The 26,219-nt window shown below is 61.1% G+C and carries 24 protein-coding genes; 10 read left to right on the top strand and 14 right to left on the bottom strand.

What is annotated here, in order from left to right:
* Positions 1-54: 54 nt before the first annotated feature.
* Both hrpA and aceK read right to left on the bottom strand, forming a co-directional pair.
* Positions 55-3,966 carry an ATP-dependent RNA helicase HrpA gene (gene hrpA / locus T3A99_RS23465; RefSeq protein ID WP_047228035.1) on the bottom strand — a complete coding sequence of 1,304 codons (3,912 nt, stop codon included), beginning with the start codon at positions 3,964-3,966 and terminating at the stop codon, positions 55-57.
* A 207-nt stretch (positions 3,967-4,173) separates the two neighbouring features.
* A complete protein-coding gene (gene aceK, locus T3A99_RS23460; protein ID WP_047227927.1) occupies positions 4,174-5,895 on the bottom strand; it encodes a bifunctional isocitrate dehydrogenase kinase/phosphatase in 1,722 nt (573 codons plus the stop codon).
* Positions 5,896-6,025: 130 nt separating this feature from the next.
* Here aceK and T3A99_RS23455 point away from each other — a divergent pair, with 130 nt between their 5' ends.
* The gene (locus T3A99_RS23455) at positions 6,026-6,943 is read left to right on the top strand and encodes a DMT family transporter (protein WP_047227928.1); all 918 of its coding nucleotides are present in this window, start codon (positions 6,026-6,028) and stop codon (positions 6,941-6,943) included.
* A gap of 169 nt (positions 6,944-7,112) precedes the next feature.
* Here T3A99_RS23455 and cysK read toward each other — a convergent pair whose 3' ends face one another.
* The gene (cysK, locus tag T3A99_RS23450) at positions 7,113-8,087 is read right to left on the bottom strand and encodes a cysteine synthase A (protein ID WP_107322095.1); all 975 of its coding nucleotides are present in this window, start codon (positions 8,085-8,087) and stop codon (positions 7,113-7,115) included.
* A 129-nt stretch (positions 8,088-8,216) separates the two neighbouring features.
* Here cysK and T3A99_RS23445 point away from each other — a divergent pair, with 129 nt between their 5' ends.
* The 3 genes from T3A99_RS23445 (at position 8,217) to T3A99_RS23435 (ending at position 11,495) form a co-directional block, all read left to right on the top strand.
* On the top strand, positions 8,217-9,293 hold the full coding sequence (locus T3A99_RS23445; RefSeq protein WP_047227930.1) for a DUF748 domain-containing protein: 1,077 nt from the start codon (positions 8,217-8,219) through the stop codon (positions 9,291-9,293).
* Positions 9,294-9,434: 141 nt separating this feature from the next.
* Positions 9,435-10,280 carry an AAA family ATPase gene (locus T3A99_RS23440; RefSeq protein WP_003184225.1) on the top strand — a complete coding sequence of 282 codons (846 nt, stop codon included), beginning with the start codon at positions 9,435-9,437 and terminating at the stop codon, positions 10,278-10,280.
* A gap of 36 nt (positions 10,281-10,316) precedes the next feature.
* Positions 10,317-11,495: a vWA domain-containing protein gene (locus T3A99_RS23435; RefSeq protein ID WP_076385924.1), complete on the top strand. Its 1,179-nt coding sequence runs from the start codon at positions 10,317-10,319 to the stop codon at positions 11,493-11,495.
* Positions 11,496-11,604: 109 nt separating this feature from the next.
* On the opposite strand, the gene T3A99_RS23430 is transcribed toward T3A99_RS23435, so the two are convergent.
* The 3 genes from T3A99_RS23430 to T3A99_RS23420 are packed head-to-tail and all read right to left on the bottom strand — an operon-like array spanning position 11,605 to position 13,468.
* Complete coding sequence (locus T3A99_RS23430) at positions 11,605-12,147, bottom strand: DUF2937 family protein (RefSeq protein ID WP_047227932.1); 543 nt, start codon at positions 12,145-12,147, stop codon at positions 11,605-11,607.
* 13 nt (positions 12,148-12,160) lie between these two features.
* Entirely contained in the window at positions 12,161-12,937 is a 777-nt protein-coding gene (locus T3A99_RS23425) for a class II glutamine amidotransferase (RefSeq protein WP_047227933.1), read from the bottom strand.
* Between the two features lie 33 nt (positions 12,938-12,970).
* A complete protein-coding gene (locus tag T3A99_RS23420; protein WP_047227934.1) occupies positions 12,971-13,468 on the bottom strand; it encodes a hypothetical protein in 498 nt (165 codons plus the stop codon).
* 179 nt (positions 13,469-13,647) lie between these two features.
* Here T3A99_RS23420 and T3A99_RS23415 point away from each other — a divergent pair, with 179 nt between their 5' ends.
* Together T3A99_RS23415 and T3A99_RS23410 are read left to right on the top strand one after the other, a co-directional pair.
* Positions 13,648-15,702, top strand: a complete 2,055-nt coding sequence (locus T3A99_RS23415; RefSeq protein WP_047227936.1) for a S9 family peptidase — start codon at positions 13,648-13,650, stop codon at positions 15,700-15,702.
* Between the two features lie 150 nt (positions 15,703-15,852).
* Positions 15,853-16,326, top strand: a complete 474-nt coding sequence (locus T3A99_RS23410) for a cyclic nucleotide-binding domain-containing protein (RefSeq protein WP_047228036.1) — start codon at positions 15,853-15,855, stop codon at positions 16,324-16,326.
* 160 nt (positions 16,327-16,486) lie between these two features.
* Here the strand turns inward: T3A99_RS23410 and T3A99_RS23405 are convergent, their stop codons facing one another.
* Entirely contained in the window at positions 16,487-16,771 is a 285-nt protein-coding gene (locus T3A99_RS23405; protein WP_092458208.1) for a hypothetical protein, read from the bottom strand.
* Positions 16,772-16,849: 78 nt separating this feature from the next.
* On the opposite strand from T3A99_RS23405, the gene T3A99_RS23400 reads away from it, so the two are divergent.
* The 4 genes from T3A99_RS23400 to T3A99_RS23385 all read left to right on the top strand — a co-directional run bounded on the left by T3A99_RS23400 (position 16,850) and on the right by T3A99_RS23385 (position 19,137).
* Complete coding sequence (locus T3A99_RS23400; RefSeq protein ID WP_047227938.1) at positions 16,850-17,536, top strand: spermidine synthase; 687 nt, start codon at positions 16,850-16,852, stop codon at positions 17,534-17,536.
* A gap of 48 nt (positions 17,537-17,584) precedes the next feature.
* Complete coding sequence (locus T3A99_RS23395; RefSeq protein ID WP_003184246.1) at positions 17,585-17,959, top strand: YajD family HNH nuclease; 375 nt, start codon at positions 17,585-17,587, stop codon at positions 17,957-17,959.
* Positions 17,960-18,212: 253 nt separating this feature from the next.
* Positions 18,213-18,683 carry an RNA methyltransferase gene (locus T3A99_RS23390; protein ID WP_003184248.1) on the top strand — a complete coding sequence of 157 codons (471 nt, stop codon included), beginning with the start codon at positions 18,213-18,215 and terminating at the stop codon, positions 18,681-18,683.
* A gap of 76 nt (positions 18,684-18,759) precedes the next feature.
* Complete coding sequence (locus tag T3A99_RS23385; RefSeq protein ID WP_047227940.1) at positions 18,760-19,137, top strand: DUF2892 domain-containing protein; 378 nt, start codon at positions 18,760-18,762, stop codon at positions 19,135-19,137.
* Positions 19,138-19,235: 98 nt separating this feature from the next.
* Here the strand turns inward: T3A99_RS23385 and T3A99_RS23380 are convergent, their stop codons facing one another.
* The 7 genes from T3A99_RS23380 to T3A99_RS23350 all read right to left on the bottom strand — a co-directional run bounded on the left by T3A99_RS23380 (position 19,236) and on the right by T3A99_RS23350 (position 26,171).
* Entirely contained in the window at positions 19,236-20,465 is a 1,230-nt protein-coding gene (locus T3A99_RS23380) for a hypothetical protein (protein ID WP_274090336.1), read from the bottom strand.
* A gap of 31 nt (positions 20,466-20,496) precedes the next feature.
* Entirely contained in the window at positions 20,497-20,946 is a 450-nt protein-coding gene (locus T3A99_RS23375) for a YcgN family cysteine cluster protein (protein WP_047227942.1), read from the bottom strand.
* A gap of 262 nt (positions 20,947-21,208) precedes the next feature.
* Entirely contained in the window at positions 21,209-22,141 is a 933-nt protein-coding gene (locus tag T3A99_RS23370) for a D-2-hydroxyacid dehydrogenase (RefSeq protein WP_047227943.1), read from the bottom strand.
* A 123-nt stretch (positions 22,142-22,264) separates the two neighbouring features.
* On the bottom strand, positions 22,265-22,558 hold the full coding sequence (locus T3A99_RS23365) for a YcgL domain-containing protein (RefSeq protein WP_047227944.1): 294 nt from the start codon (positions 22,556-22,558) through the stop codon (positions 22,265-22,267).
* Positions 22,555-23,688, bottom strand: a complete 1,134-nt coding sequence (rnd, locus tag T3A99_RS23360; RefSeq protein WP_139050906.1) for a ribonuclease D — start codon at positions 23,686-23,688, stop codon at positions 22,555-22,557. The genes T3A99_RS23365 and rnd overlap by 4 nt, the downstream gene beginning before the upstream one ends.
* Positions 23,689-23,809: 121 nt before the next feature.
* A complete protein-coding gene (locus tag T3A99_RS23355) occupies positions 23,810-24,451 on the bottom strand; it encodes a class I SAM-dependent methyltransferase (protein WP_047227946.1) in 642 nt (213 codons plus the stop codon).
* Between the two features lie 70 nt (positions 24,452-24,521).
* Positions 24,522-26,171, bottom strand: a complete 1,650-nt coding sequence (locus tag T3A99_RS23350; protein WP_322834839.1) for a phosphoethanolamine--lipid A transferase — start codon at positions 26,169-26,171, stop codon at positions 24,522-24,524.
* Between the last annotated feature and the right edge of the window lie 48 nt (positions 26,172-26,219).

The following is a 26,219-nucleotide window of genomic DNA, read 5'->3' as shown; positions in this document are numbered from 1 at the left end:
GACTGACCCACCGCTATCGCGAGCAGGCTCGCTCCCACAGGTCTTGCGCCGGGGTCAGGGCTCCACCTGCCCCCACTGCTTGCTCAAGCGCTTATCCGAAATCGGCACCTTGGTGCCCAGTTGCTGGGCGAACAGCGACACCCGGTACTCCTCCAGCCACCAGCGGTACAGCTCCAGTTGCGGGTCGCGCTTGCCTTCCTGGGCGTGTTTGCTGGCGCGGGTCTGGTACTGGGCCCAGAGGTTCGACAGTTCACCGCTCCAGACCCGGTCCTTCTGCACCTGGCTGCCGAGTTTCTCCAAGCGCTGCTCGATGGCCTTGAGGTAGCGTGGCAGCTCCTTGAGCCACTGATGCGGGGTTTCGCGCACAAATCCCGGGTACACCAGATGGCTGAGTTGCTGTTTGATGTCGTTCAGGGCCACGGCCTGGGCCAGGTCGATCTTGCCCTTGAAGCGTTTTTGCAGGCCGTGCCAGAGTTTGAGGATCTCCAGGGTCAGCTTCGCCAGGCGTTCGGCGTGTTCGGTCCAGCCGCCGCGTTTGCGCTCGGCCAGGGATGCTAGTGCGGCGCCATCACGGGGCAGGCTCGCCTCGCCTTCCAGCACGCAACTGTCGAGACTGACCAGCAGGATGTCTTCCACCAGGCTGTCGATGCGTCCCAGTTCGCGGTACAGCAGGCCAAGTTCCGTCAACCCGGGCAGTTTGCCGCGCAGGAACTTGGCCGACTCTGCCAATTGCTGCATCAGCAACCGCTGCAAGGCGCGACGGTGCTGGAACTCGGCTTCAGCCGGGGTCGGGAAGCGGCCTTCCTTGACCACACCGCCCTCTTCCACCAGCGCCGGGTACACCGTCATCGACAGCCCGGCAATCTTCTGTTGGGTTTTCTCGGCCACCGGGGCGAAGATTTTCGCTTCCACCGGCGCCTGGCTTTTCGCCGTCTGCGGCACGGCCAAGGCGGCCTGGCTGGCTTCGGCAAAGCGCGCCGTCAACTCGGCCAGGTCACGGCCTTCGCCGAGAAACTTGCCCTGGCCGTCGACGATTTCCAGATTCATGCGCAGATGGCTTTCCACCTGCTGCGCAGCTTCCGCCCAGGCTTCGTCGCTGACCCGCGCGCCGGTCATGCGCAGCAGTTCGCGGCCCAGGGATTGCGGCAACGAACCCTCAGCAAAGGTGATGCGTTGCAGCGCGGCCTTGACGAAATCCGGCACGGGCACGAAGTTTTTGCGCAGGGCCTTGGGCAGGTTGCGCACCAGGGCGATGCACTTGGCTTCGATCATCCCGGGCACCAGCCATTCCAGACGCTCCGGCGGCAACATGGGCAGCAGCGGTGCCGGCACGCGCAAGGTCACGCCGTCGCGGGGATGGTTGGGTTCAAAATGGTAGCTCAGCGGCAAGGTCAGCTCACCGACGCGCAACGTGTCGGGGTAGTACGCGGCAGTGACTTCACTGGCCTCGCGGGCCAGCACGTCTTCTTCGCGCATGATCAGCAGTTGCGGGTCTTTCTGGCTGTTGATCCGGTACCAGCTGTCGAAGGTCGCGGTCTGGTGGATCTCGGCCGGCAAGCGCGCATCGTAGAAGGCGAACAGGGTTTCCTCGTCCGCCAGGATGTCGCGACGGCGGGCCTTGGCTTCCAGTTCGTCGAGTTGCTCCAGCAGTTGGGTATTGGCACTCAGGCACTTGGCCCGGGACTGGATCTCGCCGCGCACCAGCGCCTCGCGGATGAACAGTTCCCGCGACACCACCGGGTCCACCGGCCCGTAATGCACCGGCCGGCGACCGACCACGATCAGCCCGAACAGGGTGATCTGCTCATACGCCACCACCTGCCCGCGCTTTTTCTCCCAATGGGGTTCGAAGTGGTTTTTCTTGATCAGGTGGCCGGCCAGCGGTTCGATCCAGTCCGGTTCGATCTTGGCCACCATGCGCGCGTACAGCTTGGTGGTTTCCACCAGTTCGGCGGTCATCAGCCATTGCGGACGCTTCTTGCCCAAGCCTGACGAGGGGTGAACCCAGAACCGTCGTTGACGGGCACCGAGGTAGTCGCCGTCTTCGGTTTTCTGACCGATCTGGCTCAGCAGGCCGGAAAGTACCGCCTTGTGCAGCTTCGGGAAATCGGCCGGCTCTTTATTGAGGCTCAACTGCATGTCGCGGCAGATCAGGCTCAACTGGCGATGGGAATCGCGCCACTCGCGCAGGCGCAGGTAGTTGAGGAAATTCTTGCGGCACCAGTTGCGCAGCGGGCTGGCGGTCAGGGCCTGGCGCTGCTCTTCGAAACCGCGCCACAGATTGACCAGCCCGGCGAAGTCCGAGTCGGGGTCTTTCCACTGGGCGTGGGCCTGGTCAGCCGCCTGCTGACGCTCCGGTGGACGCTCGCGCGGGTCCTGGATCGACATGGCGCTGGCGACGATCAGCACTTCCTGCAAGCTGCCCAGTTTCGCCGCTTCCAGCAGCATACGGCCCATGCGCGGGTCCACCGGCAAGCGCGCCAACTGGCGGCCCAGCGGGGTCAACTGACTGTTGCGGTCCACCGCCGACAGCTCTTGCAGCAAGTTGAAGCCGTCGCTGATGGCCTTGCCGTCCGGCGGTTCGATGAACGGGAAATCGGTAATCTCCCCCAGGCGCAGGTGCAACATCTGCAGGATGACCGCCGCCAGGTTGGTGCGCAGGATCTCGGGGTCGGTGAATTCCGGCCGGCCGAGGAAATCCTCCTCGCTGTACAACCGCACGCAGATCCCCGGCTCGACCCGCCCGCAGCGGCCCTTGCGCTGATTGGCGCTGGCCTGGGAAATGGCTTCGATGGGCAGGCGCTGGACCTTGGCGCGATAGCTGTAGCGACTGATGCGCGCGGTGCCGCTGTCGATCACGTAGCGGATGCCCGGCACGGTCAGCGACGTTTCAGCGACGTTGGTCGCCAGCACCACGCGACGGCCAGGGTGGGACTGGAAGATCCGCTGCTGTTCGGCTGGCGACAGCCGCGCATACAACGGCAGGATTTCGGTGTGTTTGAGCTGGGCCTTGCGCAGCATTTCCGCCGCGTCGCGAATCTCCCGCTCGCCCGGCAGGAACACCAGCACGTCACCGGGGCTGCGGCGTTCGCTACGCTCATAGGCGGCGATTTCATCGAGGGTGGCGAGGATCGCCTGGTCGACGGTCAAGTCGTCCTCGACCCGGTTGCCTTCCTCGTCCTGCTCCAGGGTCAACGGGCGATACCAGGTGTCCACCGGGAAGGTGCGACCCGAGACTTCCACGATCGGCGCGTCATCGAAGTGCTTGGAAAAACGCTCCAGGTCGATGGTCGCCGAGGTGATGATGACTTTGAGGTCCGGGCGACGCGGCAGCAGGGTCTTGAGGTAGCCGAGCAAAAAATCGATGTTCAGGCTGCGCTCGTGGGCTTCGTCGACGATGATCGTGTCGTAGCGTTCCAGGTAACGGTCGTTCTGGGTTTCGGCCAGCAGGATGCCGTCGGTCATCAACTTGATCAGAGTGTTGGCGTCGCTCTGGTCTTCGAACCGCACCTGGTAACCCACCAGCGCCCCCAGCGGCGTGGCCAGCTCCTCGGCGACCCGGCTGGCGACGCTGCGCGCGGCGATCCGGCGCGGCTGGGTATGGCCGATCAAACCGTGCTGGCCGCGACCGATTTCCAGGCAGATTTTCGGCAGTTGCGTGGTTTTGCCCGAGCCGGTTTCGCCAGCGATGATCAGCACCTGGTGCTTGAGCAGCGCGTCCTTGATTTCGTCGCGCTTGGCGGCGATCGGCAAGCTGTCGTCGTAACGAATGACCGGCAGGCTGGCCTTGCGCGCCAACACCTGATCACACGACGCCTGCATGCGCGTCACCCACTGGGCCAGCTTGGCCTCGTCGGGTTTCTTGCGCAGCTCGAGCAACTGACGCCGCAACCGGTGACGGTCGGCGAGCATGGCGTGGTCGAGGTTTTTCAGCAGTTTGTCGATAGCGGGGGCTTGGTCAGTCATCAGGTACGCAAGGGTCGTCGGTTTGTGCAGGGGGCCGATTGTCGCAGATTTGCGCAGGCTGCGCCGACCCATGGCAGCCTGCCCGCTGTTCCCTTGTGGGAGCGAGCCTGCTCGCGATAGCGGTGTGTCAGTCGACATTAATGCTGGCTGATCCATCGCTATCGCGAGCAGGCTCGCTCCCACAGAGGTTTTGCGCAGATTTCGGGGTTATTCGCTGTCCAGGTCTTTACGCCGATAGGGGAACACGTCGATCACCTTGCCCGCCCGAATCGCCTCTTGCAGGCCCTTCCAGTAATCGGCGTTGTACAACTCGCCGTGCAGTTGATCGAACAGTTTGCGTTGCCCCGCGTCGGCGAACAGGAAAGGTGGGAACTCTTCGGGAAAAACGTCCAGCGGCCCGATGGAATACCACGGCTCGGAGGCCATTTCGTCTTCCGGGGTCCGCGGCTGGGGAATGTGACGGAAGTTGGCTTCGGTGAGAAAGCAGATTTCGTCGTAGTCGTAGAACACCACGCGGCCGTGGCGGGTCACGCCGAAGTTCTTGAGCAGCATGTCGCCAGGGAAGATGTTGGCCGCCGCCAGTTGTTTGATCGCCAGGCCGTAGTCTTCCAGCGCCTCGCGCACCTGGTCCTGGTTGGCGTTTTCCAGGTAGAGGTTCAGTGGCGTCATGCGCCGTTCGGTCCAGCAGTGACGAATCAATACCGTGTCGCCTTCCACCGACACCGTGGACGGCGCCACGTCCAGCAGTTCCTCCAGGCATGCCGGTTCGAACTTGCTCAGGGGAAAGCGGAAATCGGCGAATTCCTGGGTATCGGCCATGCGCCCGACCCGGTCGACGCTTTTCACCAGCCGGTACTTTTCGATCACGGTCGCGCGGTCGACGTTCTTCGACGGCGAGAAACGATCCTTGATGATCTTGAATACGGTGTTGAAGCCCGGCAGGGTGAATACGCTCATGACCATGCCACGTACACCAGGGGCCATGATGAACTGGTCGTCGGTATTCGCCAGATGGTTGATCAGCGCCCGGTAGAACTCGGATTTGCCGTGTTTGTAGAAACCGATGGAGGTGTACAGCTCGGCGATGTGCTTGCCCGGCAGGATGCGCTTGAGAAAGCCGATGAATTCCGCCGGGACCGGCACGTCCACCATGAAGTAAGAACGGGTGAACGAGAAAATGATCGACACCTGCGCCTCGTCGGTAATCAGCGCATCGATCTGGATGCCCCGGCCTTCGCGGTGCAGCAGCGGGATCACCAACGGCCATTGGTCGTCCTGCGTATAGATCCGGCCCACCAGGTAGGCGCCCTTGTTGCGATAGAGCACCGACGAAAACAATTCCACCGTCAGTTGCGGGTCCTTGCAGACCCAGTCGGGCAGGTTCTCCCGCAATTGGGCTTCAAGGCGCTGCAAATCGCCCGGCAAGTCGGCGTAATCCTCGCTGAAACGGTAATCGGCGAAAATCGCCGCCAGCATCCGGTCCAGCTGGCCCTCAGGTTTGTAGGTACGGGTCTGGGCGGCTCGGGCGCGGCGCAGGCTGGGCCGGGTGGTATGGATGAACATGGTGCCGTCGCTGATCAGGTCATGGCTGAACAGCCCGCAGAAGATCGAGTTGTACCAGGTCTCGGACAGCTCATCGTCGAAACGCAGGTCGATCAGGCTGATGTAGGCGCTTTTGACCAGCGGCCAGCAACTGACGTCCATCAGCGCCTCGGCTGCGAAAGCCTTGCGCAAGCGGGCGACGGTTTCGAAGACCTTTTCTTCATACAAGTTGATCCGCGCCGCAGACGCCTCTTGTGCCTCCTGCCAACGGGCCTGCTCGAACCGGGCGCGGGCGCCATCGGTGATCTGCCGGAAATGCTCACGGTAATCGTCAAAGCCTTCGAGGATCGAACGGGCGATATCGGCGGCGGGCCATGGCTGCGGCATAGGGTAAACCTCGGCGGGTCATGCTTGTTATTGGCGACTGAGCTTAGAGGCCAATCGCGCGGCAACGCAACCATTGCCATCGGTCTTGAGCGAGGCGACACTTGCGACCCGATCAAGGAAGGAATGCGCTGTGAACCCCGTTGATATCCTGCGTTTGCTGTCATTGGCCGCCATCTGGGGAGCCAGTTTCCTGTTCATGCGCATTATCGCCCCTGTCATTGGCACAATCCCCACTGCATTTTTTCGCGTGTCCATCGCTTTTGTCGGCTTGCTGGTGATCCTGGCGTTGATGCGTATCGACTGGAATTTTCGCGGCAAGCTGAAAATCGTGATGGTGCTGGGCCTGATCAACTCGGGCATTCCGGCGACGTTTTATTCGCTGGCGGCCCAGGTGCTGCCGGCCGGTTACTCGGCAATCTTCAACGCCACCACACCCTTGATGGGGGTGTTGATCGGCGCGCTGTTCTTCAGCGAAAAACTCACCATGACCAAGGTCAGCGGTGTGTTCCTGGGATTGTTCGGCGTCGGCATCCTGACCGGCGCGGGGCCGGTGGCCTTCGATCTGCAATTGCTGATGGGCGCCCTCTCCTGTCTGCTCGCCACCACCTGCTACGGTTTCGCCGGGTTCCTTGCCCGCCGCTGGCTTGATCATCAAGGCGGGCTGGACAGCCGTCTCGCGGCCCTGGGCAGCATGTTCGGCGCCACGGTGTTGCTGTTGCCATTGTTTGGCTACAGCGTCATCAGTCACCCTCCGGCCAGTTGGGGTGGCTGGAGCGTCTGGCTGTCGCTGCTGGGGTTGGGCCTGGTGTGTACAGCGCTGGCGTACATTCTTTATTTCCGCCTGCTCAGTTCCATTGGCCCGGTCAAATCCATGACCGTGACCTTCCTGATCCCGCCGTTCGGCGTGTTATGGGGGGCATTGCTACTGGACGAACCGTTGGGGATGGCGCACCTGTATGGCGGGGTGCTGATTGCGGCGGCGCTGTGGCTGGTATTGAAACCAGCGGCGAGCGCGACCAAAGAGCCGCTCCCAGGCCAGCGCAACTGAACATCCCCCCACCCTTGTGGCGAGGGGATTTATCCCCGCTGGGTTGCGAAGCGCCCCCATAACTGACACCTCGAGGTGACTGAGCTGTTCTGGGGACTACTGCGCAGTCCAACGGGGATAAATCCCCTCGCCACAATAACCTTCGCTCACCAGTCGCTGGGGGGCACGATTACTGCTGAGTCTCCTGCTCAGTGAACAGATCACTGAACAACATGCTCGACAGGTAGCGCTCACCCGAATCCGGCAGGATCACGACAATGGTCTTGCCTTGCATTTCCGGCTTTTCCGCCAGGCGCACGGCTACAGCCATCGCCGCGCCACAGGAAATGCCGCACAGGATTCCCTCCTCCTGCATCAGGCGCAGGGCCATGGTCTTGGACTCCTCATCCGTAACCCGCTCGACCTGATCGACGATCGACAGATCGAGGTTTTTCGGCACGAACCCGGCACCGATCCCCTGGATCTTGTGGGGGCTGGGCTTGATCTCGTCCCCCGCCATCGCCTGGGTGATCACCGGCGAAACCACAGGCTCCACCGCCACCGACAGAATCGGTTTGCCGCAGGTGTTCTTGATGTATCGCGAAACCCCGGTAATGGTCCCGCCGGTGCCGACGCCCGCCACCAGCACATCCACAGCGCCGTCGGTGTCGTTCCAGATTTCCGGGCCGGTGGTTTTTTCATGAATGGCCGGGTTGGCCGGGTTATCGAACTGCTGCGGCATGAAGTATTTGGCAGGGTCGCTGGCGAGGATTTCGGCCGCTTTCTCGATGGCACCCTTCATGCCCTTGGCCGGATCGGTGAGCACCAGCTCCGCGCCCAAGGCCTTGAGTACCTTGCGCCGCTCGATGCTCATGGAGGCCGGCATGGTCAACATCAGCTTATAGCCGCGGGCGGCGGCTACGAACGCCAGACCGATCCCGGTGTTGCCGGAAGTCGGCTCGACGATGGTCATGCCGGACTTGAGCTTGCCCGAGCTTTCGGCGTCCCAGATCATGCTGGCGCCGATCCGGCACTTGACCGAGTAACCTGGGTTGCGCCCTTCGATCTTGGCCAGGATGGTCACGCCACGCGGGGCAATGCGATTGATCTGCACCAGTGGCGTATTGCCGATGGAATGGGCGTTGTCAGCAAATATGCGGCTCATGACTGGGTCCTTAATGCAGCGGGGATTTAGCGCTTAAAGGTATGCCTGTTGCCCATGGGCGTCCAGTTGCACCGAACGTTCCAGTTGTTACAACAGTCAATGTTTTAACAACGCGGGAGACTGACTGAAATGAAGCGTCGATACAGCTGGCCACTGTGGACTTTCGCCGCCATCGTTGCGGTGCTGGTGGCCCTGCATTTCACCTTGCCGTTCCTGGTGCGCGACTACCTGAACGACAAACTGGCCGACATGGGTGACTACCGCGGCCAGGTGACCGATGTGGACCTGGCGCTCTGGCGCGGGGCCTACCGGATCAACGGCCTGGAGATCGTCAAGGTCGACGGCAAGGTTCCCGTGCCATTTGTCGAGGCGCCACTGATAGACCTGTCGGTCAGCTGGCATTCGCTGTGGTACGACCATGCGGTGGTGGCCGAGGCGGAGTTCGTCCGTCCCGAAGTGAATTTCGTCGACGGCGGAGCCGACCGGCAGAACTCCCAGACCGGTAGGGGCACCAACTGGCGCGAGCAACTGAGCAAGCTGCTGCCCATTACCTTCAACGAAGTGCGGATCCGGGATGGCAAGGTGACATTTCGCAACTTCAACTCCAAGCCGCCCGTGAACCTGCGGGCTACCGACGTCAATGCCAGCTTCTATAACCTGACCAACGTGGTCGACACCGAAGGCAAGCGCGACGCCCGTTTCGAGGGCAAGGCCCTGGTGGCCGAACATGCGCCGCTGGAAGTGCAGGCGACCTTCGACCCGTTGAGCGACTTCGAGGATTTCGACTTCCGCTTGCGCGCCAGGGACATCGAACTCAAGCGCCTCAACGATTTCGCCGCGGCCTATGGCAAATTCGATTTCAATGCCGGCCATGGCGATCTGGTGGTGGAGGCAGAAGCCGAGAACGCCCAGCTCAGCGGCTACATCAAACCGCTATTGCGCGACGTTGACGTGTTCGACTGGCAGCAGGATGTGGAAAACGAAAAAAAGAACATCTTCCGTTCGGTCTGGGAGGCCTTGGTGGGCGCGGGAGAAACGGCCCTGAAGAACCAGCGCAAGAACCAGTTTGCCACCCGGGTGGAACTCAGCGGCAATGTCCATCAGCAGGACATCAGCGCCTTCGAAGCCTTCCTCCAGATCCTGCGCAACGGTTTCGTCCAGGCCTTCAATGCCCGGTATGAGCAGCCGCCGCCGTCGGCCGACTGAGTCAACATGTGACGCTCCATTCAGAGACTGAATACAGCGTCTGCGTTCACAGTCGGCGGGGCACCGCGTTATAGTCGGGCACGACATTTATTTCGCGCGCCCCGCCTCGTCAGGCCGGCGTCACGTTCGAGGAAATTACAGATGAAGTTCGAAGGCACCAGCGCCTACGTGGCCACCGATGACCTGAAGCTGGCCGTCAACGCCGCCATCACCCTGGAACGTCCCTTGCTGGTCAAGGGCGAACCGGGCACCGGCAAGACCATGCTGGCCGAACAACTGGCTGAATCCTTCGGCGCGCGCCTGATCACCTGGCACATCAAGTCCACCACCAAGGCCCATCAAGGCCTCTACGAGTACGATGCGGTCAGCCGCCTGCGGGACTCGCAGTTGGGCGTGGACAAGGTGCACGACGTGCGCAACTACCTGAAGAAGGGCAAGCTCTGGGAAGCGTTCGAGTCCGAAGAGCGGGTGATTCTGCTGATCGACGAGATCGACAAGGCCGACATTGAATTCCCCAACGACCTGCTGCAAGAACTCGACAAGATGGAGTTCTACGTCTACGAGACCGATGAAACCATCAAGGCCAAACAGCGGCCGATCATCATCATTACCTCCAACAACGAAAAGGAACTGCCGGACGCCTTCCTGCGCCGCTGCTTCTTCCACTACATCGCCTTCCCCGACCGCGTCACCCTGCAGAAAATCGTCGACGTGCATTACCCGGATATCAAGAAAGACCTGGTCAGCGAAGCGCTGGACGTGTTCTTCGACGTGCGCAAGGTGCCGGGCCTGAAGAAAAAACCTTCCACCTCCGAACTGGTGGACTGGCTCAAGCTGCTGATGGCCGACAACATCGGCGAAGCGGTGCTGCGCGAGCGCGACCCAACCAAGGCCATTCCGCCTCTGGCCGGTGCCCTGGTCAAGAACGAACAGGACGTGCAACTGCTCGAGCGCCTGGCGTTCATGAGCCGCCGTGGCACCCGCTGAACCCTCTTCGTTTCAACAAGAGCGAGGGCGATTGCCATGCTGCTTAACCTGTTCAATGAAATGCGCGCCGCCAAGGTGCCGGTGTCGGTGCGTGAACTGCTGGACCTGATCAACGCCCTGAAACAGCGGGTGATCTTCGCCGACATGGACGAGTTCTATTACCTGTCCCGGGCGATCCTGGTGAAGGATGAACGGCATTTCGATAAGTTCGACCGGGCGTTCGCCGCCTACTTCAATGGCCTGGAGAAACTCGATGATCATCTCCAGGCGCTGATTCCCGAAGACTGGCTGCGCAAGGAGTTCGAGCGCTCGCTGACCGACGAAGAGCGGGCGCAGATCCAGTCCCTGGGCGGCCTGGACAAGCTGATCGAGGAATTCAAGAAACGCCTGGAAGAACAGAAGGAACGCCATGCCGGCGGCAACAAATGGATCGGCACCGGCGGCACCAGCCCGTTCGGCTCCGGCGGTTTCAACCCCGAAGGCATCCGCGTCGGTGACGCCGGCAAGCGCCAGGGCAAAGCCGTAAAGGTCTGGGACCAGCGCGAGTACAAGAATCTGGACGACCAGGTGGAACTGGGCACCCGTAATATCAAGGTCGCCCTGCGCCGCCTGCGCAAGTTTGCCCGCCAGGGGGCCGCCGAAGAACTGGACATCGATGGCACTATCGACCACACCGCCCGGGACGCCGGCCTTCTGAATATCCAGATGCGCCCGGAGCGACGCAACACCGTCAAGTTGCTGTTATTGTTCGACATCGGCGGCTCGATGGATGCCCACGTAAAAATCTGCGAAGAACTGTTCTCGGCCTGCAAGACCGAGTTCAAGCACCTGGAGTATTTCTACTTCCACAACTTCGTCTATGAATCAGTGTGGAAAAACAACCTGCGCCGCACTTCCGAACGCACCTCGACCCAAGACTTGCTGCACAAGTATGGCGCCGATTACAAAGTGATCTTCATCGGCGACGCCGCCATGGCCCCGTATGAAATCACCCAGGCCGGCGGCAGCGTCGAGCACTGGAACGAAGAACCGGGGTATGTCTGGATGCAGCGCTTCATGGAGAAGTACAAGAAACTCATCTGGATCAATCCATACCCGAAGGACACCTGGGGCTACACCGCGTCGACCAACATCGTGCGCGAACTGGTGGAGGACCGCATGTTCCCGCTGACCTTGCGAGGGCTGGAAGAAGGGATGCGGTTTCTTTCCAAGTAAGATTTTTTCTGCCCTTTAGGGCCTTATCGCGAGCAGGCTCGCTCCCACAGGGTCTCGAGTCCAATGTGGGAGCGAGCCTGCTCGCGATGCTTTCAGCCTCCGAGCGATGTTACAGCCCGCGCAAATCGCGCTCTTCAATCGGCCGGCTCTGGCGCAGACGCCTGCCGCCCAGTACCACCCAGTCGATCAGGCGGAACAGGCACTCCAGGCCAAACGACAGCAACATGGCGCCACTGAGGCCCCAGATCATCGCTTCGGGGGTCAGGAGAATCTGGTAGCTGTAGCCGTTCCAGGTTTCCTTGCGAATTTCCGGGTCAGCGGCCAGTGCCACTTGCAGCAAACGGATGTACCACGGCCCCTGCATCGCCTGGAATTGCTTGTCCAACGCCTGCTGACGGACGAGCAAGGTGTTCAGGCTGTCAGCATCACTGCGAAAGATCGGGTCTTCGCTGGCACGGTAGTGAGCCACCAGCGCTTGCATGTCGCCCTTGAAAAACTGGTTGGCGGTGCCCTGGAAGCCTTTCAGTCCGGTCTGCGCTTCGATCAGGTGCGCCTCGACCCGCTTGGCGTAATCGCTGATGAAACCAGGCACCTGCACCCCCACCAACAGGCCTACCGCGAACAACACCAGCCGTAGATAACTGAGCAACATAATCGTGAAGTCCTTATTCGGTCTGGCCATGGCTGACGCATTCGCCGCGCCGCCACAGGCTCCATTGGCCCGGTTCGTAGCGGGTCCAGGTTTCGTTTTCAGTCAAGGGTTCGGTGGCAATTACCGTGACCACGTCATTGGGCGTGGTTTCGGCGTGGAAATCCACGATCACGTCCACATCCTTGAGCCGCGCCGGGCCGAACGGCGCGCGACGGGTGATCTGGACCAGTTTGGTCGAGCAAAAGCAGAACAGCCAGTCACCATCGCTGAGCATGCAATTGAACACGCCCTTGCTGCGGTATTCGGTGCAGGCCTGGATCAACGACGGCAACAGTTGCTCCACCTCCACCGGTTCCGGGAACGCCTGGCGCACGCGATTGAGCAAATCGCAGAACGCCGCCTCGCTGTCGGTATCGCCCACCGGACGATAGAAGCTTGCGCCCGGCTGGAAATCGGCGAGTTGGCCATTGTGAGCGAAGCACCAGTTGCGGCCCCACAACTCACGTACGAACGGGTGGGTGTTGGACAGGCAGACCTTGCCGACATTGGCCTGGCGAATGTGCCCGATCACCACTTCGCTCTTGATGGGATAGCGCTGCACCAGGTTCGCCACTTCCGACTCGCTGCTGGCGGCCGGGTCCTGGAACAGGCGCAGGCCACGACCTTCATAGAAGGCAATGCCCCAGCCGTCCCGGTGCGGTCCGGTCTTGCCGCCACGCTGCATCAGCCCGGTGAAGCTGAACACGATATCGGTCGGCACGTTGGCGCTCATGCCCAGTAACTCACACATGCTCGGACCCTCGCTTCAATGGGACAAGCCTGGCTACAGCCGCGGTTCGATGCGCGAACGCTGAGGGTTGCTCGGTACTGGCGGGCGACCGTAACGGTCATCACCCGCCACGCCGAACGGCTGCTCATCCTGTAGTTCATCGGCAGCGGCGGCGGCTTTGGCGGCAGCGGCTTTTTCCTTGCGAGCGCTGGCTGCACGCTCGATGGGGAAGCGGATCAGCACGAAGATCAAATAAAGACCAAAGACGATCATGCCGTACATGAACAGATCGGATACCGCACGCCAGGCGTTGTTGCCGACCTTGAACAGCACGTCCAGGGCAACGATGGCCAGGGCCGGAGCAACCTGTTCCTTCACGGGGTCGACGATAGTGGGGCTGAACAGCAACACCGCCATCAACAGGCGCAGGGGCTCGCGCAACCAGCGCCAGATCCAGCGGGTCATGCGCATCCATACCAGCAGGCAGCCCAGGGCGGCGAAGGCATAGAGGCCCCAGGCGATCAGATAGTCGTTCTCGGTCATGGTGTCCATGGCAAGGCAGGCAAATAGGCGCTTATAGTAACGGCTTTTCGCTCGTCAGGCTGCCCCGGCGTCTGTCGAGTGGTCTGTGCCGCAGTATCTGTCGGTTAATTTCTGCCGCCGCAGGTGGCTGACCGAACTAACCACACCGGCCATCAGTCCCTATTTCGTACAACGTTCGAGAGCCTTTCATGCCCCTATCTGCCCACGTTTGCAACGCCCCGATTGCCCGCAGGGACCCCGGTGTTGATCCCTACGCCTGGCTGCAGGAGCGCGACACCGACGCCGTGCTCGACTACCTCAAGGCTGAAAACAGCTATCAGGACGCGCAACTGGCTGACCAGGCCGAACTGCGCGAAACCCTGTTCCAGGAAATCAAGGGCCGGATCCTGGAGACGGATCTGTCCCTGCCTTCGCCTTGGGGTCCGTACCTGTACTACACCCGCACCACGGCCGGGGACGAATACCCACGTCACTACCGCTGCCCGCGTCCGGTGGACGACAGCCTAACGGTGGATGAAAGCCGCGAGCAATTGTTGCTGGACCCTAACGTGCTGGCTGGCGGCGGTTTCTTTTCCCTGGGTGCCTTCAGCATCAGCCCCGACCACCAGCGTCTGGCTTACAGCCTGGACACTACTGGCGACGAGATTTACACCCTGTTCGTCAAAGAGCTGGCCAATGACAAAGTCAGTGAACTGTCCTTTGAGGATTGCGACGGCAGCATGACCTGGGCCAATGACAGCCTGACGCTGTTCTTTGGTGAGCTGGATGACACCCATCGCCCGCACAAACTTTGGCGCTATCGCCTGGACGGAACGGCGGCCGAAGAAGTGTTTCATGAGCCGGACGGACGTTTTTTCCTGCATTGCTACCGTTCGAGCTCGGAAAAACAGTTGATCCTGTCCCTGGGCAGCAAAACCACCAGTGAAGTCTGGGTCCTGGACGCCACCCAGCCAGACCAGCCTTTCACCTGCCTGGCGCCACGGGTGGAAGACCATGAATACGACGTCGACCATGGTTTGCTCGACGGTCAGTGGAGCTGGTTGATCCGCAGTAACCGCGACGGGATCAACTTCGCGCTGTACCAAGCTGCCGACACGGGCCTGGCGCCGACCGAGGCCGACTGGCAGAACCTGATCCCCCACAGCGACACGGTGATGATCGACGGCCTGAGCCTGAACGCCAGCGCCATGACCCTGAGCCTGCGTGAAGGCGGCCTGCCCATCATCGAAGTTCACCCACAGGGTTTGCCGGCGTATCGGGTGCAACTGCCGGACGCGGCCTACAGCCTGCATGTGCAGAACAGCCTGGAGTTCGTCAGCCCCCGCATTCGCTTGCGCTACGAGGCGCTGAACCGTCCGGCACAGATTCGCCAACTGGACCTGGCCAGCGGCGAACAGGTCGTACTCAAGCAAACCCCGGTCCTGGGTCCATTCGATGCCGATGACTACGTGAGCCAGCGGCTGTGGGCGACGGCACCAGACGGCACGCAGGTGCCCATCAGCCTGGTGGTCAAGCGCCAGGCCCTCGGCCAGCCGGTGCCGCTGTACCTGTATGGCTACGGCGCCTATGGCGAGAGCCTCGATCCATGGTTTTCCCATGGGCGGCTGAGCCTGCTCGATCGCGGCGTGGCGTTTGCCATTGCCCATGTGCGTGGTGGCGGTGAGCTGGGGGAAGCCTGGTATCGCGCCGGCAAGCAGGAGCACAAACACAACACCTTCAGCGACTTCATCGCCTGCGCCGAGCATTTGATCGCCAATGGCGTCACCCGCGCCGATCAACTGGCGATCAGCGGCGGCAGTGCCGGTGGCTTGTTGATCGGTGCGGTGCTCAATCAACGCCCGGATCTGTTCAAGGTGGCGATTGCCGAAGTGCCGTTCGTCGATGTGCTTAACACCATGCTCGACCCGGACTTGCCGCTGACCGTCACCGAATACGACGAGTGGGGTAATCCCGAGGAGCCCGCCGTCTATGATCGGATCAGGGCCTATGCCCCGTACGAAAACGTCAGCGCCCAGGCGTATCCGGCGCTGCTGGTGATCGCCGGTTACAACGACAGCCGCGTGCAGTATTGGGAAGCAGCCAAATGGGTGGCGAAATTGCGCGCCACCAAGACCGATGACAACCCCTTGCTGCTCAAGACCGAACTGGGCGCCGGCCACGGCGGAATGAGCGGGCGCTACCAGGGGTTACGTGACGTAGCCCTCGAATATGCATTTGTTTTGAAGGTTTTGGGGTTGGTCTGAGGAACTCCGTGGGATGGCCGGGTCTTAGCTCCATGCGCAGGGCTCTGATACCACCACCCAATGTGGGAGCAAGCCTTGCTCCCACAAAGGAATCGCCTTACATCCAAACCCTTGCAACCGCCCCAGACACAAGAAAAAGACCGTGACGACATGTCAGAACCGACCTTACTGAACAACGAAATCCGCGACTGGCTGATGGACTGCGGCCTGTTCGACCAGTTGCAGCCTGTCGACTTCGCCGCGGCGTCGGGCTACTTCAGCATCAGCGCCATTGCCCAAGGGGAAGCGATTTTCCGCGAGGGCGATGCCGGCAGCTTCATGTGCATCATCCATTCAGGGCAAGTGGCCGTGCAGAAAACCGGCCCCGACGGTCAACCCGTCACCATCGCCACGCTGCGCAGCGGCCGGGCATTCGGGGAAATGGCGGTGCTGGACGGAGAACGGCGCTCGGCCAGTTGCATCGCCGCCAGTGATTGCCAATTGCTGAACCTGGGCAAGGATTCCCTGGAAAAAATGCTCAACGATGCACCGAAGATCGCCGCCAAGATCATCCGCGCCCTCGCCGTTTCCCTGTCCAAGCGCCTGCGCATGGCCGATGGGCAGTTGTTGTCGCAGCAGGTTTAGCTCTCCTCTGTCAGTTGAAATGCAGAACCTGTGGGAGCGAGCCTGCTCGCGATAGCGTCGGATCAGCCAACATCAATGTTGACCGGTTTATCGCTATCGCGAGCAGGCTCGCTCCCACAAGTTTTTTGCCATTCAGTGATCTCATTAACAAGCATTGGGCCTACCCCCCCGGCGACTTGGCCTTCGGTGGTTTCGGCTCCATGCCCGGTATCGGCTGGTCCTTGGGCGGCTTGGGCATTTCGATTGGCGGTAGCAACGGCGGTCCGCTTCCGGGGCCGGGCGTGGGTACGCCGCTGGGCGTGACCGGCGGGTATGGCATCGGTGTAGGGGTGCCGGGCGAACCGGGAATGCTCGGTGGGCTCACCGGAATCGTGGGCTGCTGGGCCTGCACCCAACTTATCGAGAGCGCTGCCAGGGCAATGGCCGTTAGAATGGTGCGCTTCATCAATGGCTCCGTGGCGATTGTCTGTCTTCAGGCTAGTCCTTACCGCGCCGCTTTGCCCTTCCTTTGCATGAGACATCCATGAAACGTTTCGTTCTACTGGACACCACCCCCATCCCTGACAACGGCGGCGCCCTGTGCCTGTTCGAGTACGGCGACGACTTCGTCATCAAGATCCAGGGCGGTGACGGCGGGCAGTTGATGAATACGCGCATGCACGGGTCCGAAGACGCCCTGGCCGAGATTCCTTGCCGCAAGGTTGCCGGCCGTCCCGGCTCGCGCGTACTGATCGGTGGCCTCGGCATGGGGTTCACGCTGGCCTCGGCGCTCAAGCACCTGGGCAAAAATGCCGAAGTGGTGGTGGCCGAACTGGTGCCCGGCGTGGTGGAGTGGAACCGTGGCCCTTTGGGCGAAAAGGCCGGTCGCCCACTGTCGGACCCGCGTACCGTGATCCGCATGGAAGATGTGGCCAAGGTGCTGCAAGCCGAACCCCAGGGCTTCGACGCCATCATGCTGGACGTCGACAACGGCCCCGAAGGCCTGACGCAGAAAGCCAACAGCTGGCTGTATTCAGCTGGCGGCCTGGCCGCCTGCGCCAAGGCCCTGCGGTCCAAGGGTGTGCTGGCAGTATGGTCGGCCAGCGCCGACCGGCAGTTTTCCGACAAACTGAAAAAGGCCGGCTTCAAGGCCGAAGAGGTGCAAGTCTTCGCCCACGGCAACAAAGGCACTCGCCACACCATCTGGATTGCCGAGAAGCTCAAGGGCTGAGCTAAACTCTGTTCAACCGTCATCAGTCTTTTTTACAAAGGTGAACCCATGAGTTCGTCAACGCCACCGTCCAACACCGCCAAGCTGGATCGCATCCTCGCCGATGCCCAGCGTGACCGGGAAATGGGTTACCGCGACAAAGCCCTGAAAATGTACCCCCACGTCTGTGGCCGCTGCGCCCGTGAGTTTTCCGGCAAGCGCCTGAGTGAACTGACCGTTCACCACCGCGACCACAACCATGACAACAACCCGCAGGACGGTTCCAACTGGGAACTGCTGTGCCTGTACTGCCACGACAACGAACACTCGCGTTACACCGACCAGCAATATTTCGGCGACGGCTCCCTGAGCACCCCGAAAATCGCCAAGGCGACCCACAACCCGTTCGCCGCACTGGCCGGGTTGATGAAAAAGGACGAGTAGCCAGCCATTTGTGGCGAGAGGATTTATGTGGGAGCAAGGCTTGCCCGCGATGAAGCCGATGCGGTCTTTCAGAAACCGAGCCGGCTGTTTCGCGAGCAAGCTTTGCTCCCACAGGATTTTGCGAACAACACGAATCCACTGTGGGAGCGAGCCTGCTCGCGATGGCAATCAAACGATCACCATCAATCTACAAACTGCCCCCCCTCTTCCAATCCCCGTATAATCGCGCCTTTTCCCCAAAGGCACCCCGCCCGTGGCCAACAAACGCTACAGCTGCATCGGTCTGTTCAACCCCAAGTCTCCGGAAAACGTCGGTTCGGTCATGCGCGCCGCCGGCTGCTACGGCGTGGCATCGGTGTTCTACACCGGCAAACGCTATGAGCGCGCCGCCGACTTCGTCACTGACACCAAGAAAGTCCACTACGACATCCCGTTGATCGGCATCGATGACCTGAAAAAAATCCTGCCCCTGGGCTGTGTGCCAGTGGCCGTGGAACTGGTGGACGGTGCTCGTCCCTTGCCCGAATACACTCACCCGGACCGGGCGCTGTATATCTTCGGCCCGGAAGATGGCTCGCTGGATAAAGACATCCGTGACTGGTGCGAAGACGTGGTGTACATCCCCACCACCGGTTGCATGAACCTGGCGGCCACGGTCAACGTCGTGTTGTACGACCGCATGGCCAAAGGCAATAACACCCGTTCGGGGCCGCAATTCCGCTGATCGGTGCGCAATTGGATTGAACAAGGGAATCGCTCGGGCAGTCAGTTTTATACCAACCCCACACCGGAGACAGATCATGAGCGATAACAACCCGTTCGAGCCGATTGAGACCACCCCTTTCCAGTCTCATCCGCCGCAAAACGTGCATGGCTGGGAACGCATTGGCTCATTGGCCGGCGGAGTCCTGATGATGGGCAAGGGCTTGCGCCGTGGCGGCGTGATCGGTTTGGCCCAACTGGCGATCGGCGGCATGGCCCTGGCGCGCGGCATCACCGGGCACTGCTCGGCCAAGACCTTGCTGGAAAAGAATCGTCAGAACCTGCACCACGCCCGTGCCCGCATCGAGCAGGCCGGTGATGAGCTGAGCCGCATGAAAGCCAGCGCCGAGGCCGCGACCAGCACGGCTACAGTGACGGGGAATGACTCGTTGAGTTCGCCGAAGGTTGGGCTTTGATTTTACTGGCTGATGGCCCCATCGCGGGCAAGCCTTGCTCCCACATTTTGAGTGTAACGCTGGTCAATGTGGGAGCGAGCCTGCTCGCGATAGCGGTATTACTGAAGTAACCGAGTATCCAGCACAGTAGAACTCTCCCCCAGAACGCTCTCGCTGAGCTGGACAAACTCCTGGGTATCAACCGTCTCCAGACGCATGGCGGCGTGCAGCACGTCATCGAGCGAGCGCTTGTTGCGGGTTTTCAAACGAATCTCGCGGTCCAGCTCCTGCAACAGCAACACCGCCTTGGCCACCGTCGCCGGGCGGACCTGCTCGCCACGCAAGGTGCTGACGCCTTTGCTGTCCCGAGCCAACCGGTCGTTCAGGCTCTGGTAGCGCTCATCACTCATGCCGCCAGCCCGACGCAGCAATTCGATGGCGTAATACTCGGCCAGCCCTTCGCTGATCCAGTCACTGCGCTCACGATCGTTGACCCGCGCCAGCATCTGCACCAACTCGCGCAACATCGGGCTATTGCCGCGTTCGCTGACCAGCGGCGGACGACTGTGCAGATAAATCGATTCATGCCCGGCCTGGGCGCCACGCCACATCGGGTCTGACGCGCCGATGATCAGCAGCTTGCCGGGATGACGCGGCACCAACGCCTGCACTTGCGGCCAGACGAACGTCAGCAGCGTCAGCACATCCATCCGGCGCATGCCCTGGCCTTGGGGTGAGGCCACCGTCACCTCGGTCTCTCCCAGGCGTGTGCGCCGGCTGCCGAGTTTGCCGGCGAGCATCCAGCCGGTGGGACGATCGAACAGCCGCGCGGGGTTGTCGATGCGAAAGCGTTGCTTGCCGATGCGCGGCCAGGCCGTTTCGATGCTTTTCCAGCCGTCGGGCAGTTCAAATTGCAAACGTGACACCAGCTCAGTGCCATCCTGCTGATCCAACTTGGCCGGCGGCACAAGATCGTCGCCGCGCAGAAGCCCCCATCCCGGGGTCATACGGGTTTCAAACGTACCGTTCTTGCGAGTATTACTGATGCGCACGCGATAGCTCAGGCTCGCCTTGTCGGCACTGGGACGCCAAACGCCGCGTGTGTCCTTGCCCGGGATGAGCTGCCATTGACCGTCGGCCTTGAAGTGGCTGTAGCGGCTGCCATCGCCGAGGTCGAAGTCCAGGCTGCGCACTGCCGAACCCCGCGCCAGGGTCAGGCGCACTTCGGCCTGATCGCTTTGCGGCAACAGGTGCACGTGATAATCCAGATCGACTTTCTGCGCCGCCCACAGCGGCCCGCACACCGCCCACAGCCCGGCTGCGAGCATCCTTTTCAATCCTGCTGCCATGGGTTCTCCCTGATGGTGCGATGCCCGGCATTCAGCCGGCGCGAAAAATCAGATGATCTTCCCAATCGTCCTCGGGCACGCTGCCTTCGGCCAGCATGCGCCCGGATTGGGAAATGCGTTCGTGGTGCACGGCATCGCGATCGCCACAGACCAGGTGGTGCCATAACGGCAGATCCTTGCCCTCACTGACCAGACGATAACCGCAGGTCGGTGGCAACCATTTGAACTCATCGGCCTTGCCCGGTGTGAGCTGGATGCAATCGGGAACAAAGTCGCGGCGCCGGGAATAGTCGGTGCACTGGCAGGTTTTCAAGTCCAGCAATTTGCAAGCGATGCGCGTGTAGTAGACGCTGTTGTCGTCTTCGTCTTCGAGTTTTTGCAGGCAGCACAGGCCACAGCCGTCACACAGCGATTCCCATTCCTGCGCATCAAGCTGATCGAGGGTTTTACGTATCCAGAACGGTTCGACTTTGGCGGCCATGGCTCAAGCAATCAGCATCAGATGGTGAAAAGGCCGTCAGTCTAGTGCCGGGGCCTCTTCAGGCCAAGCATGGGCGACTGTCGGTAGGGCGTTGTGTTGGCGAAGTCCGTAAATGGATTGGCCGAGAACACCGATGGGGTGACCGCTGAAGATCACTGTGGGAGCGAGCCTGCTCGCGATAGCGCCGGATCAGCCAGCATTGATGCCGACTGGCAAACCGCTATCGCGAGCAGGCTCGCTCTCACAAGTTGATTGGCTCGGTCTAATATCCCCGATCGAAATCCACTTCCCCGCGCAAGGTTTCGCCGGCCTGGTAGGCCCGCAGGTTTTCCAGGAACAACTGCACCATCATCGCCGGCGACGTCGGTGCCGAGCTATGGCCGGTCAGCAACAGGCCCCAGGCCGTCCAGAAAGGATGCCGCTGTGGCAACGGCTCTTGGCGGCAAACGTCAATGACCGCGCCGGCCAGGTGCCCTTCCTTCAAGGCTTGCACCAGATCGGCATCGACCACGGCCACGCCGCGCCCGACATTGATGAACAGCCCGGTGGGTTTGAATTGCCTGAACAGCGTCGCGTCGTATATATCGTGGGTGTCCGGCGTGTTGGGCAGCAGGTTGATCACATAATCCACCTCCCCCACCATGCGCGGCAGATCCTTCAGCGCCCCGACCTCGATGAACGGCGCCAGCTCCCGGGCTTCGCTGGCAATGCCATACAGCTGCACACCAAACGGCAGCAGGAACTGCGCTACCCGCTGGCCGATATCGCCGGTCCCGACGATCAGTGCCTTGCGCCCGGCCAGACTCTGGCCCTGACGGTTGTCCCACTTGCGCTCGACCTGGCTGACCAGCCGCGCCAGCACCTCGCGCTCATGACCGAGCATATAGGTAAGGACGTACTCGGCCATCACCTGGCCGAAAATGCCCACCGCACGGGTCAGGCGATAATCACGCGTCAAGCCCTCGGCCAGCAGCGGCGTGATGCCCGCCCAGGTCGATTGCAGCCACTGGGGCTGATGGCCTTGACGCAACAGGGTGGCCAGCAGATCGGGCTGGCCCAGCCAGACCGGGCAGTCGGCGGCCAGTCGCGACAGTTCGGCGGAGTCGCCACTGGTCAGGACTTGGATATCGGGTGCAGCCTGTCGCAGAAGCTGGGCGTACACCGCGTGATCGTGTTCGGCAATCAGAACGCGCATGGATCAAACCTTTCAAAAACTATGCAGACGACCGCCGACAGAGTGTCGCTCCATCCTTGCGGCCATCGCCAATAAACCATTCCAGTGTTTCAAGAGGCCCGGGAAAGGTGCCTCGGGGTACCGTCAGACCGGGTCGTTGCGTCGCAGCAACTCTTCCGGCAGATGCTCGATGTATTCGTCTTCAGCCGGTGGCATCTGCAAGTGATAACCCTGGGTATCGAGGTTTTCCAGCACCAGGTTGATGTCTTCCCGCGACAGCTTGCGCTCGGGGCTCAGCACCAGGTCAAAGGCATGGATCGCCTTGCCAAAGGCAGCCATCAGGGGCTCGGGCACACGCTCCAGGGCATCGCTTTTGAGCACATACAGGTACATCTCGTTTTTCTTCGAGCTTCGGTAGATCGAGCAGATACGTTTCAAGGCTGTTCTCCGGCGGTGGCCAGGCTATCGAGCAGCGCCTGGCCCATCAATTCGCGGCGCCAGCCACGCAGCGAATCGGGCAATTGGTAAGGGCCCTCGGGAAAGCCGCTCTTGATCAGCGCCTCGAGGGTTTTCTTGCGCAGCATCAGTTCAGGGGCGATTCCCAGGCGCTCGGCCTCAACCTGCCCCAGTGCCCGCAGACGCTTGACCAGCGCCGAAGCCTCGATGGGCAAGGGCTCGGCCACGGCTGGCGGCCATTGTTCGGGCGGCACGCTGGCGGCGCGTTTGATCAGCTCCAGCAGGAACTCGCCGTCCTGGCGCACGGTACGCGGGTGCATGTCTTCGATTTTCGCCAGCGCACCGAGGTTATCCGGCTGAGTGCGGGCCAGGGGCCACAGCGAATGCTCGCGAATGACCCGGTTACGCGGCAGGTCACGAGCCCGCGCTTCCCGCTCGCGCCAGGCGCATAGCTCGCGCAGCACGGCCAGTTGGGCACGGGAAAGTTTCCAGGCCAGCTTGGCCTCGCGATAAACCTCATAGGGGTCGACTTCGCGACGCAGGTTGGCCACCAGCTCGGCGCCATCCTCCAGGACCCAGGCGTATTTTTCGTCAGAAAGCTTCGGGCGTAGCTGTACGAAAACTTCCGCCAGATGCACTGCATCTTCAGCGGCGTAGCTGATCTGCGTTTCCGACAGGGGTCTTTGCAACCAATCAGAGCGGGTTTCGCCCTTGGGCAAGTCGATGCCCAACACGTCCTGTACCAGCCGGGAATAACCCATGGAAAAACCCAGGTTCAGGTAGGCGGCGGCCAATTGAGTGTCGAACAGCGGCGCAGGCAGGCTGCCGGTCAAGCGCAGCAGCACTTCAAGGTCTTCGCTGCAGGCGTGCAACACCTTGAGCACTGCCGGGTTTTCCAGCAACGCGGCCAGGGGCTTCCAGTTGTCGATGGTCAAGGGGTCGATCAGATAGGCACGCTCGCCGTCGCCGATCTGCAACAAACCGGCAATGGGATAAAACGTGTCGACCCGCATGAATTCAGTGTCGAGGGCGACGAATGGCAACTGCTGCCATTGGGCGCAAAACTGACCGAGGCTATCGTTGTCGCGAATCCAGTGAATATCGATGGCCACACGGCTCTCCCTTGAAGAATGGCGCGCAGTATATATCGCCGTCAGCGATTGCGAGCATCCATAGAGCGGGAGCCTGAGAGAAATCGCCTGCGCGAAGGCAAGAATAGTCCTACATCGGGAATTAACCGGCCTTGCACAACGCATAAACCCGCGTCAGCGCAAACCCGGGCAGAAAATCCTGGTACCACAGCAGGGTGAAACCGGCCTGGCGGAACTCGGCTTCAACTTCAGCCTTGTCCGCCAGGCCGCGGTGCGGCGCAGGTCCGATGTTGAGGCGACCTTCAATTTGCACCGACACAATCACCGTGTCACGGCTGACCCGATGAAATTCGCGCAACAGCGCCAGCCGATGCTCACTGGCCTTGACGTGCCGAAACAGTTGCAGACACAAAATACAGTCCACAGCGTTAGCCGACAGGCCGAGGGTGAATGCCGAACTGGGAAAGGTCGTGACCCGCTCCAGCAACGCGCCGCCATGGTGGGTGCGGGCGTGATCGAGCATGTCTGGCGAGGGGTCCGCCGCCAGGATCACCCGGTTGGCATGTTCGGCCAGCACCGGCCAGAACCGGCCCGCGCCACAGGTCACATCCAGCACCAGCCCCGGTTCACCGGCGGCTTTCAAGGCATTGCGGACCAATTGCTCGTCACGCCAGAACGCCAGGCGCAGTCGCCTGGGCGCCGCTTGACGGCAAATGCGCGCGTGTTCCCGGTCATGATGCCTGGCGAACTCGATCTCTACGGGGGATGGGGGTTGCCCAGACATACCAACCGCTCTTGGGAAAGATGAATAGGAACAGGCTAACCACCCGTACGTGAAAAAAAAGTCGAGGCGCTCACTGCCGGGCCAATACCCCGTCAATGACCGCGCCACGGCAACCGGCAAACAGGTCCAGGTCCCGGTTGTAGACCCTGCTGTTGACTTCCAGCAGCCCGAGCATCGAATGAAACAGATTGTCCTGGCTCAAGGGCTTGTCCCGGCTCAGTTGCAGGCAATGGGTGTCGACGGAGAAGGATTTCTGATAGCTGTCGGAAAACCAGGCCAGCATCGCCACGTGTTTCTGTTGTTCCGGGGCGAGCATGTAGGGCGTGCCATGGAGAAACAGGTTGTACTCGCCCAGGGACTCGCCGTGGTCGGACAGGTACAGCATCGCTGTGTCGACCTTGTCCTGATTGGCCCGCAGCAGGTCGATCAGGGTCGATAACACATGGTCGGTGTACACCAGCGTGTTGTCGTAGCCGTTGACGATGCTCTGGCGGCTGCAATTGTTCAGCGCATTGCTTTGGCACACTGGGGTGAAATGTTCGTATTGCTTGGGATAGCGCTTGAAATACTCCGGCCCGTGACTGCCCATTTGGTGGAGCACCAGTACGGTGTCCTTGTCGAGGGTGTCGATGAAATGCTGCAGGCCCTGAAGCAGAATTTCGTCGCGACACTCACTGTTGGCGCACAGGGCCGGGTCTTTGAGATTGCTGACATCCTGCACAGTGACCCGGTCGCAAGTGCCTTTGCAGCCCGACTGATTGTCACGCCAGATCACCTCCAGCCCGGCGCGCTTGAGCACATCGAGCAGGCCTTCTTCGTTCCTGGCCTTGCTGGCGTCGTAGTTCTTGCGGCCCATGTTGGAAAACATACACGGCACCGATACCGCGGTTTCCGTACCGCAGGAGTGCACATCAGTGAAGGCGATCAGGCCGGCTTCTTGATTGAGTTGCGGCGTGGTATCGCGGTTATAGCCCAGAATGCCGAAGTTCTCGGCACGGGCGCTCTCCCCCACCACCAGTACGGTCAGGGACTTGCGGGCATGGGTTTGCCAGACCGGATTACGACTCGCATCCTCACCCAAGGTGATGAAGGGCTGTTTGGCCGACGCGACCTGTTCACGCAAGTACCCGATCGACGCACCGATGTAGTTGCTCGGTACCACCATCAAATGCAATTCATGATGATTGCGAAACAATGAAGACAACCCTTGGTAATTGGCCAGGGCGACCATGCCGATCACCGCCGCCGACACCCCACTCACCACTAACTTGCTTAACAATTCTTTGGGCCAGCGGCGATAGCTGATCGGCGTTTTAAATAACAACCAGGACGGCAACACGCCTAATAAACCGAGGTAAGCAAACAACTTTAACGACAGTAAATCACGCACCTCTGTGGCATTGGTTTCAGCAAAGTTACGAAACATCCCGGCATCGATCAGCACGCCATACTGAGCCATGAAGTACGCCACACCGGCGCTGATCAGAAAAAGCAACATCAGCACAGGCTTGAGCAGCCCACGGAACGCTACCAGTGTCAGCACCAGATTGAAGGCGAACAACACCAGCACCGCAAACGCCACGCCGATCAGCATGCCCCCGCCGTCACCTGCCGTAATGGTATGCAGGTGCTGCCAGAGCACAACGTTGAAGCCCACTAATAAAAAGACACTGGCGACCAGCGTCACCCACTCGGGGCGCACGGGTTTAATGGTCAGCATGAGGTTTTAAAGTTTCCTGGAAGTTGCGCTATGGAAAGCAAATACCGC

The sequence above is a fragment of the Pseudomonas sp. N-137 genome (assembly GCF_034555295.1).
GTDB classification, from domain to species: Bacteria; Pseudomonadota; Gammaproteobacteria; order Pseudomonadales; family Pseudomonadaceae; genus Aquipseudomonas; species Aquipseudomonas rhizophila.
This window is presented reverse-complemented; position numbering and strand designations above follow the sequence as displayed.

Bases quoted from the DNA above. Each gene is read 5' to 3' on its own strand.
- hrpA (WP_047228035.1), bottom strand. From the start codon at position 3,966: ATGACTGACCAAGCCCCCGCTATCGACAAACTGCTGAAAAACCTCGAC.
- aceK (WP_047227927.1), bottom strand. From the start codon at position 5,895: ATGCCGCAGCCATGGCCCGCCGCCGATATCGCCCGTTCGATCCTCGAA.
- cysK (WP_107322095.1), bottom strand. From the start codon at position 8,087: ATGAGCCGCATATTTGCTGACAACGCCCATTCCATCGGCAATACGCCA.
- T3A99_RS23445 (WP_047227930.1), top strand. From the start codon at position 8,217: ATGAAGCGTCGATACAGCTGGCCACTGTGGACTTTCGCCGCCATCGTT.
- T3A99_RS23440 (WP_003184225.1), top strand. From the start codon at position 9,435: ATGAAGTTCGAAGGCACCAGCGCCTACGTGGCCACCGATGACCTGAAG.
- T3A99_RS23435 (WP_076385924.1), top strand. From the start codon at position 10,317: ATGCTGCTTAACCTGTTCAATGAAATGCGCGCCGCCAAGGTGCCGGTG.
- T3A99_RS23430 (WP_047227932.1), bottom strand. From the start codon at position 12,147: ATGTTGCTCAGTTATCTACGGCTGGTGTTGTTCGCGGTAGGCCTGTTG.
- T3A99_RS23425 (WP_047227933.1), bottom strand. From the start codon at position 12,937: ATGTGTGAGTTACTGGGCATGAGCGCCAACGTGCCGACCGATATCGTG.
- T3A99_RS23420 (WP_047227934.1), bottom strand. From the start codon at position 13,468: ATGGACACCATGACCGAGAACGACTATCTGATCGCCTGGGGCCTCTAT.
- T3A99_RS23415 (WP_047227936.1), top strand. From the start codon at position 13,648: ATGCCCCTATCTGCCCACGTTTGCAACGCCCCGATTGCCCGCAGGGAC.
- T3A99_RS23410 (WP_047228036.1), top strand. From the start codon at position 15,853: ATGTCAGAACCGACCTTACTGAACAACGAAATCCGCGACTGGCTGATG.
- T3A99_RS23405 (WP_092458208.1), bottom strand. From the start codon at position 16,771: ATGAAGCGCACCATTCTAACGGCCATTGCCCTGGCAGCGCTCTCGATA.
- T3A99_RS23400 (WP_047227938.1), top strand. From the start codon at position 16,850: ATGAAACGTTTCGTTCTACTGGACACCACCCCCATCCCTGACAACGGC.
- T3A99_RS23395 (WP_003184246.1), top strand. From the start codon at position 17,585: ATGAGTTCGTCAACGCCACCGTCCAACACCGCCAAGCTGGATCGCATC.
- T3A99_RS23385 (WP_047227940.1), top strand. From the start codon at position 18,760: ATGAGCGATAACAACCCGTTCGAGCCGATTGAGACCACCCCTTTCCAG.
- T3A99_RS23380 (WP_274090336.1), bottom strand. From the start codon at position 20,465: ATGGCAGCAGGATTGAAAAGGATGCTCGCAGCCGGGCTGTGGGCGGTG.
- T3A99_RS23375 (WP_047227942.1), bottom strand. From the start codon at position 20,946: ATGGCCGCCAAAGTCGAACCGTTCTGGATACGTAAAACCCTCGATCAG.
- T3A99_RS23370 (WP_047227943.1), bottom strand. From the start codon at position 22,141: ATGCGCGTTCTGATTGCCGAACACGATCACGCGGTGTACGCCCAGCTT.
- T3A99_RS23355 (WP_047227946.1), bottom strand. From the start codon at position 24,451: ATGTCTGGGCAACCCCCATCCCCCGTAGAGATCGAGTTCGCCAGGCAT.
- T3A99_RS23350 (WP_322834839.1), bottom strand. From the start codon at position 26,171: ATGCTGACCATTAAACCCGTGCGCCCCGAGTGGGTGACGCTGGTCGCC.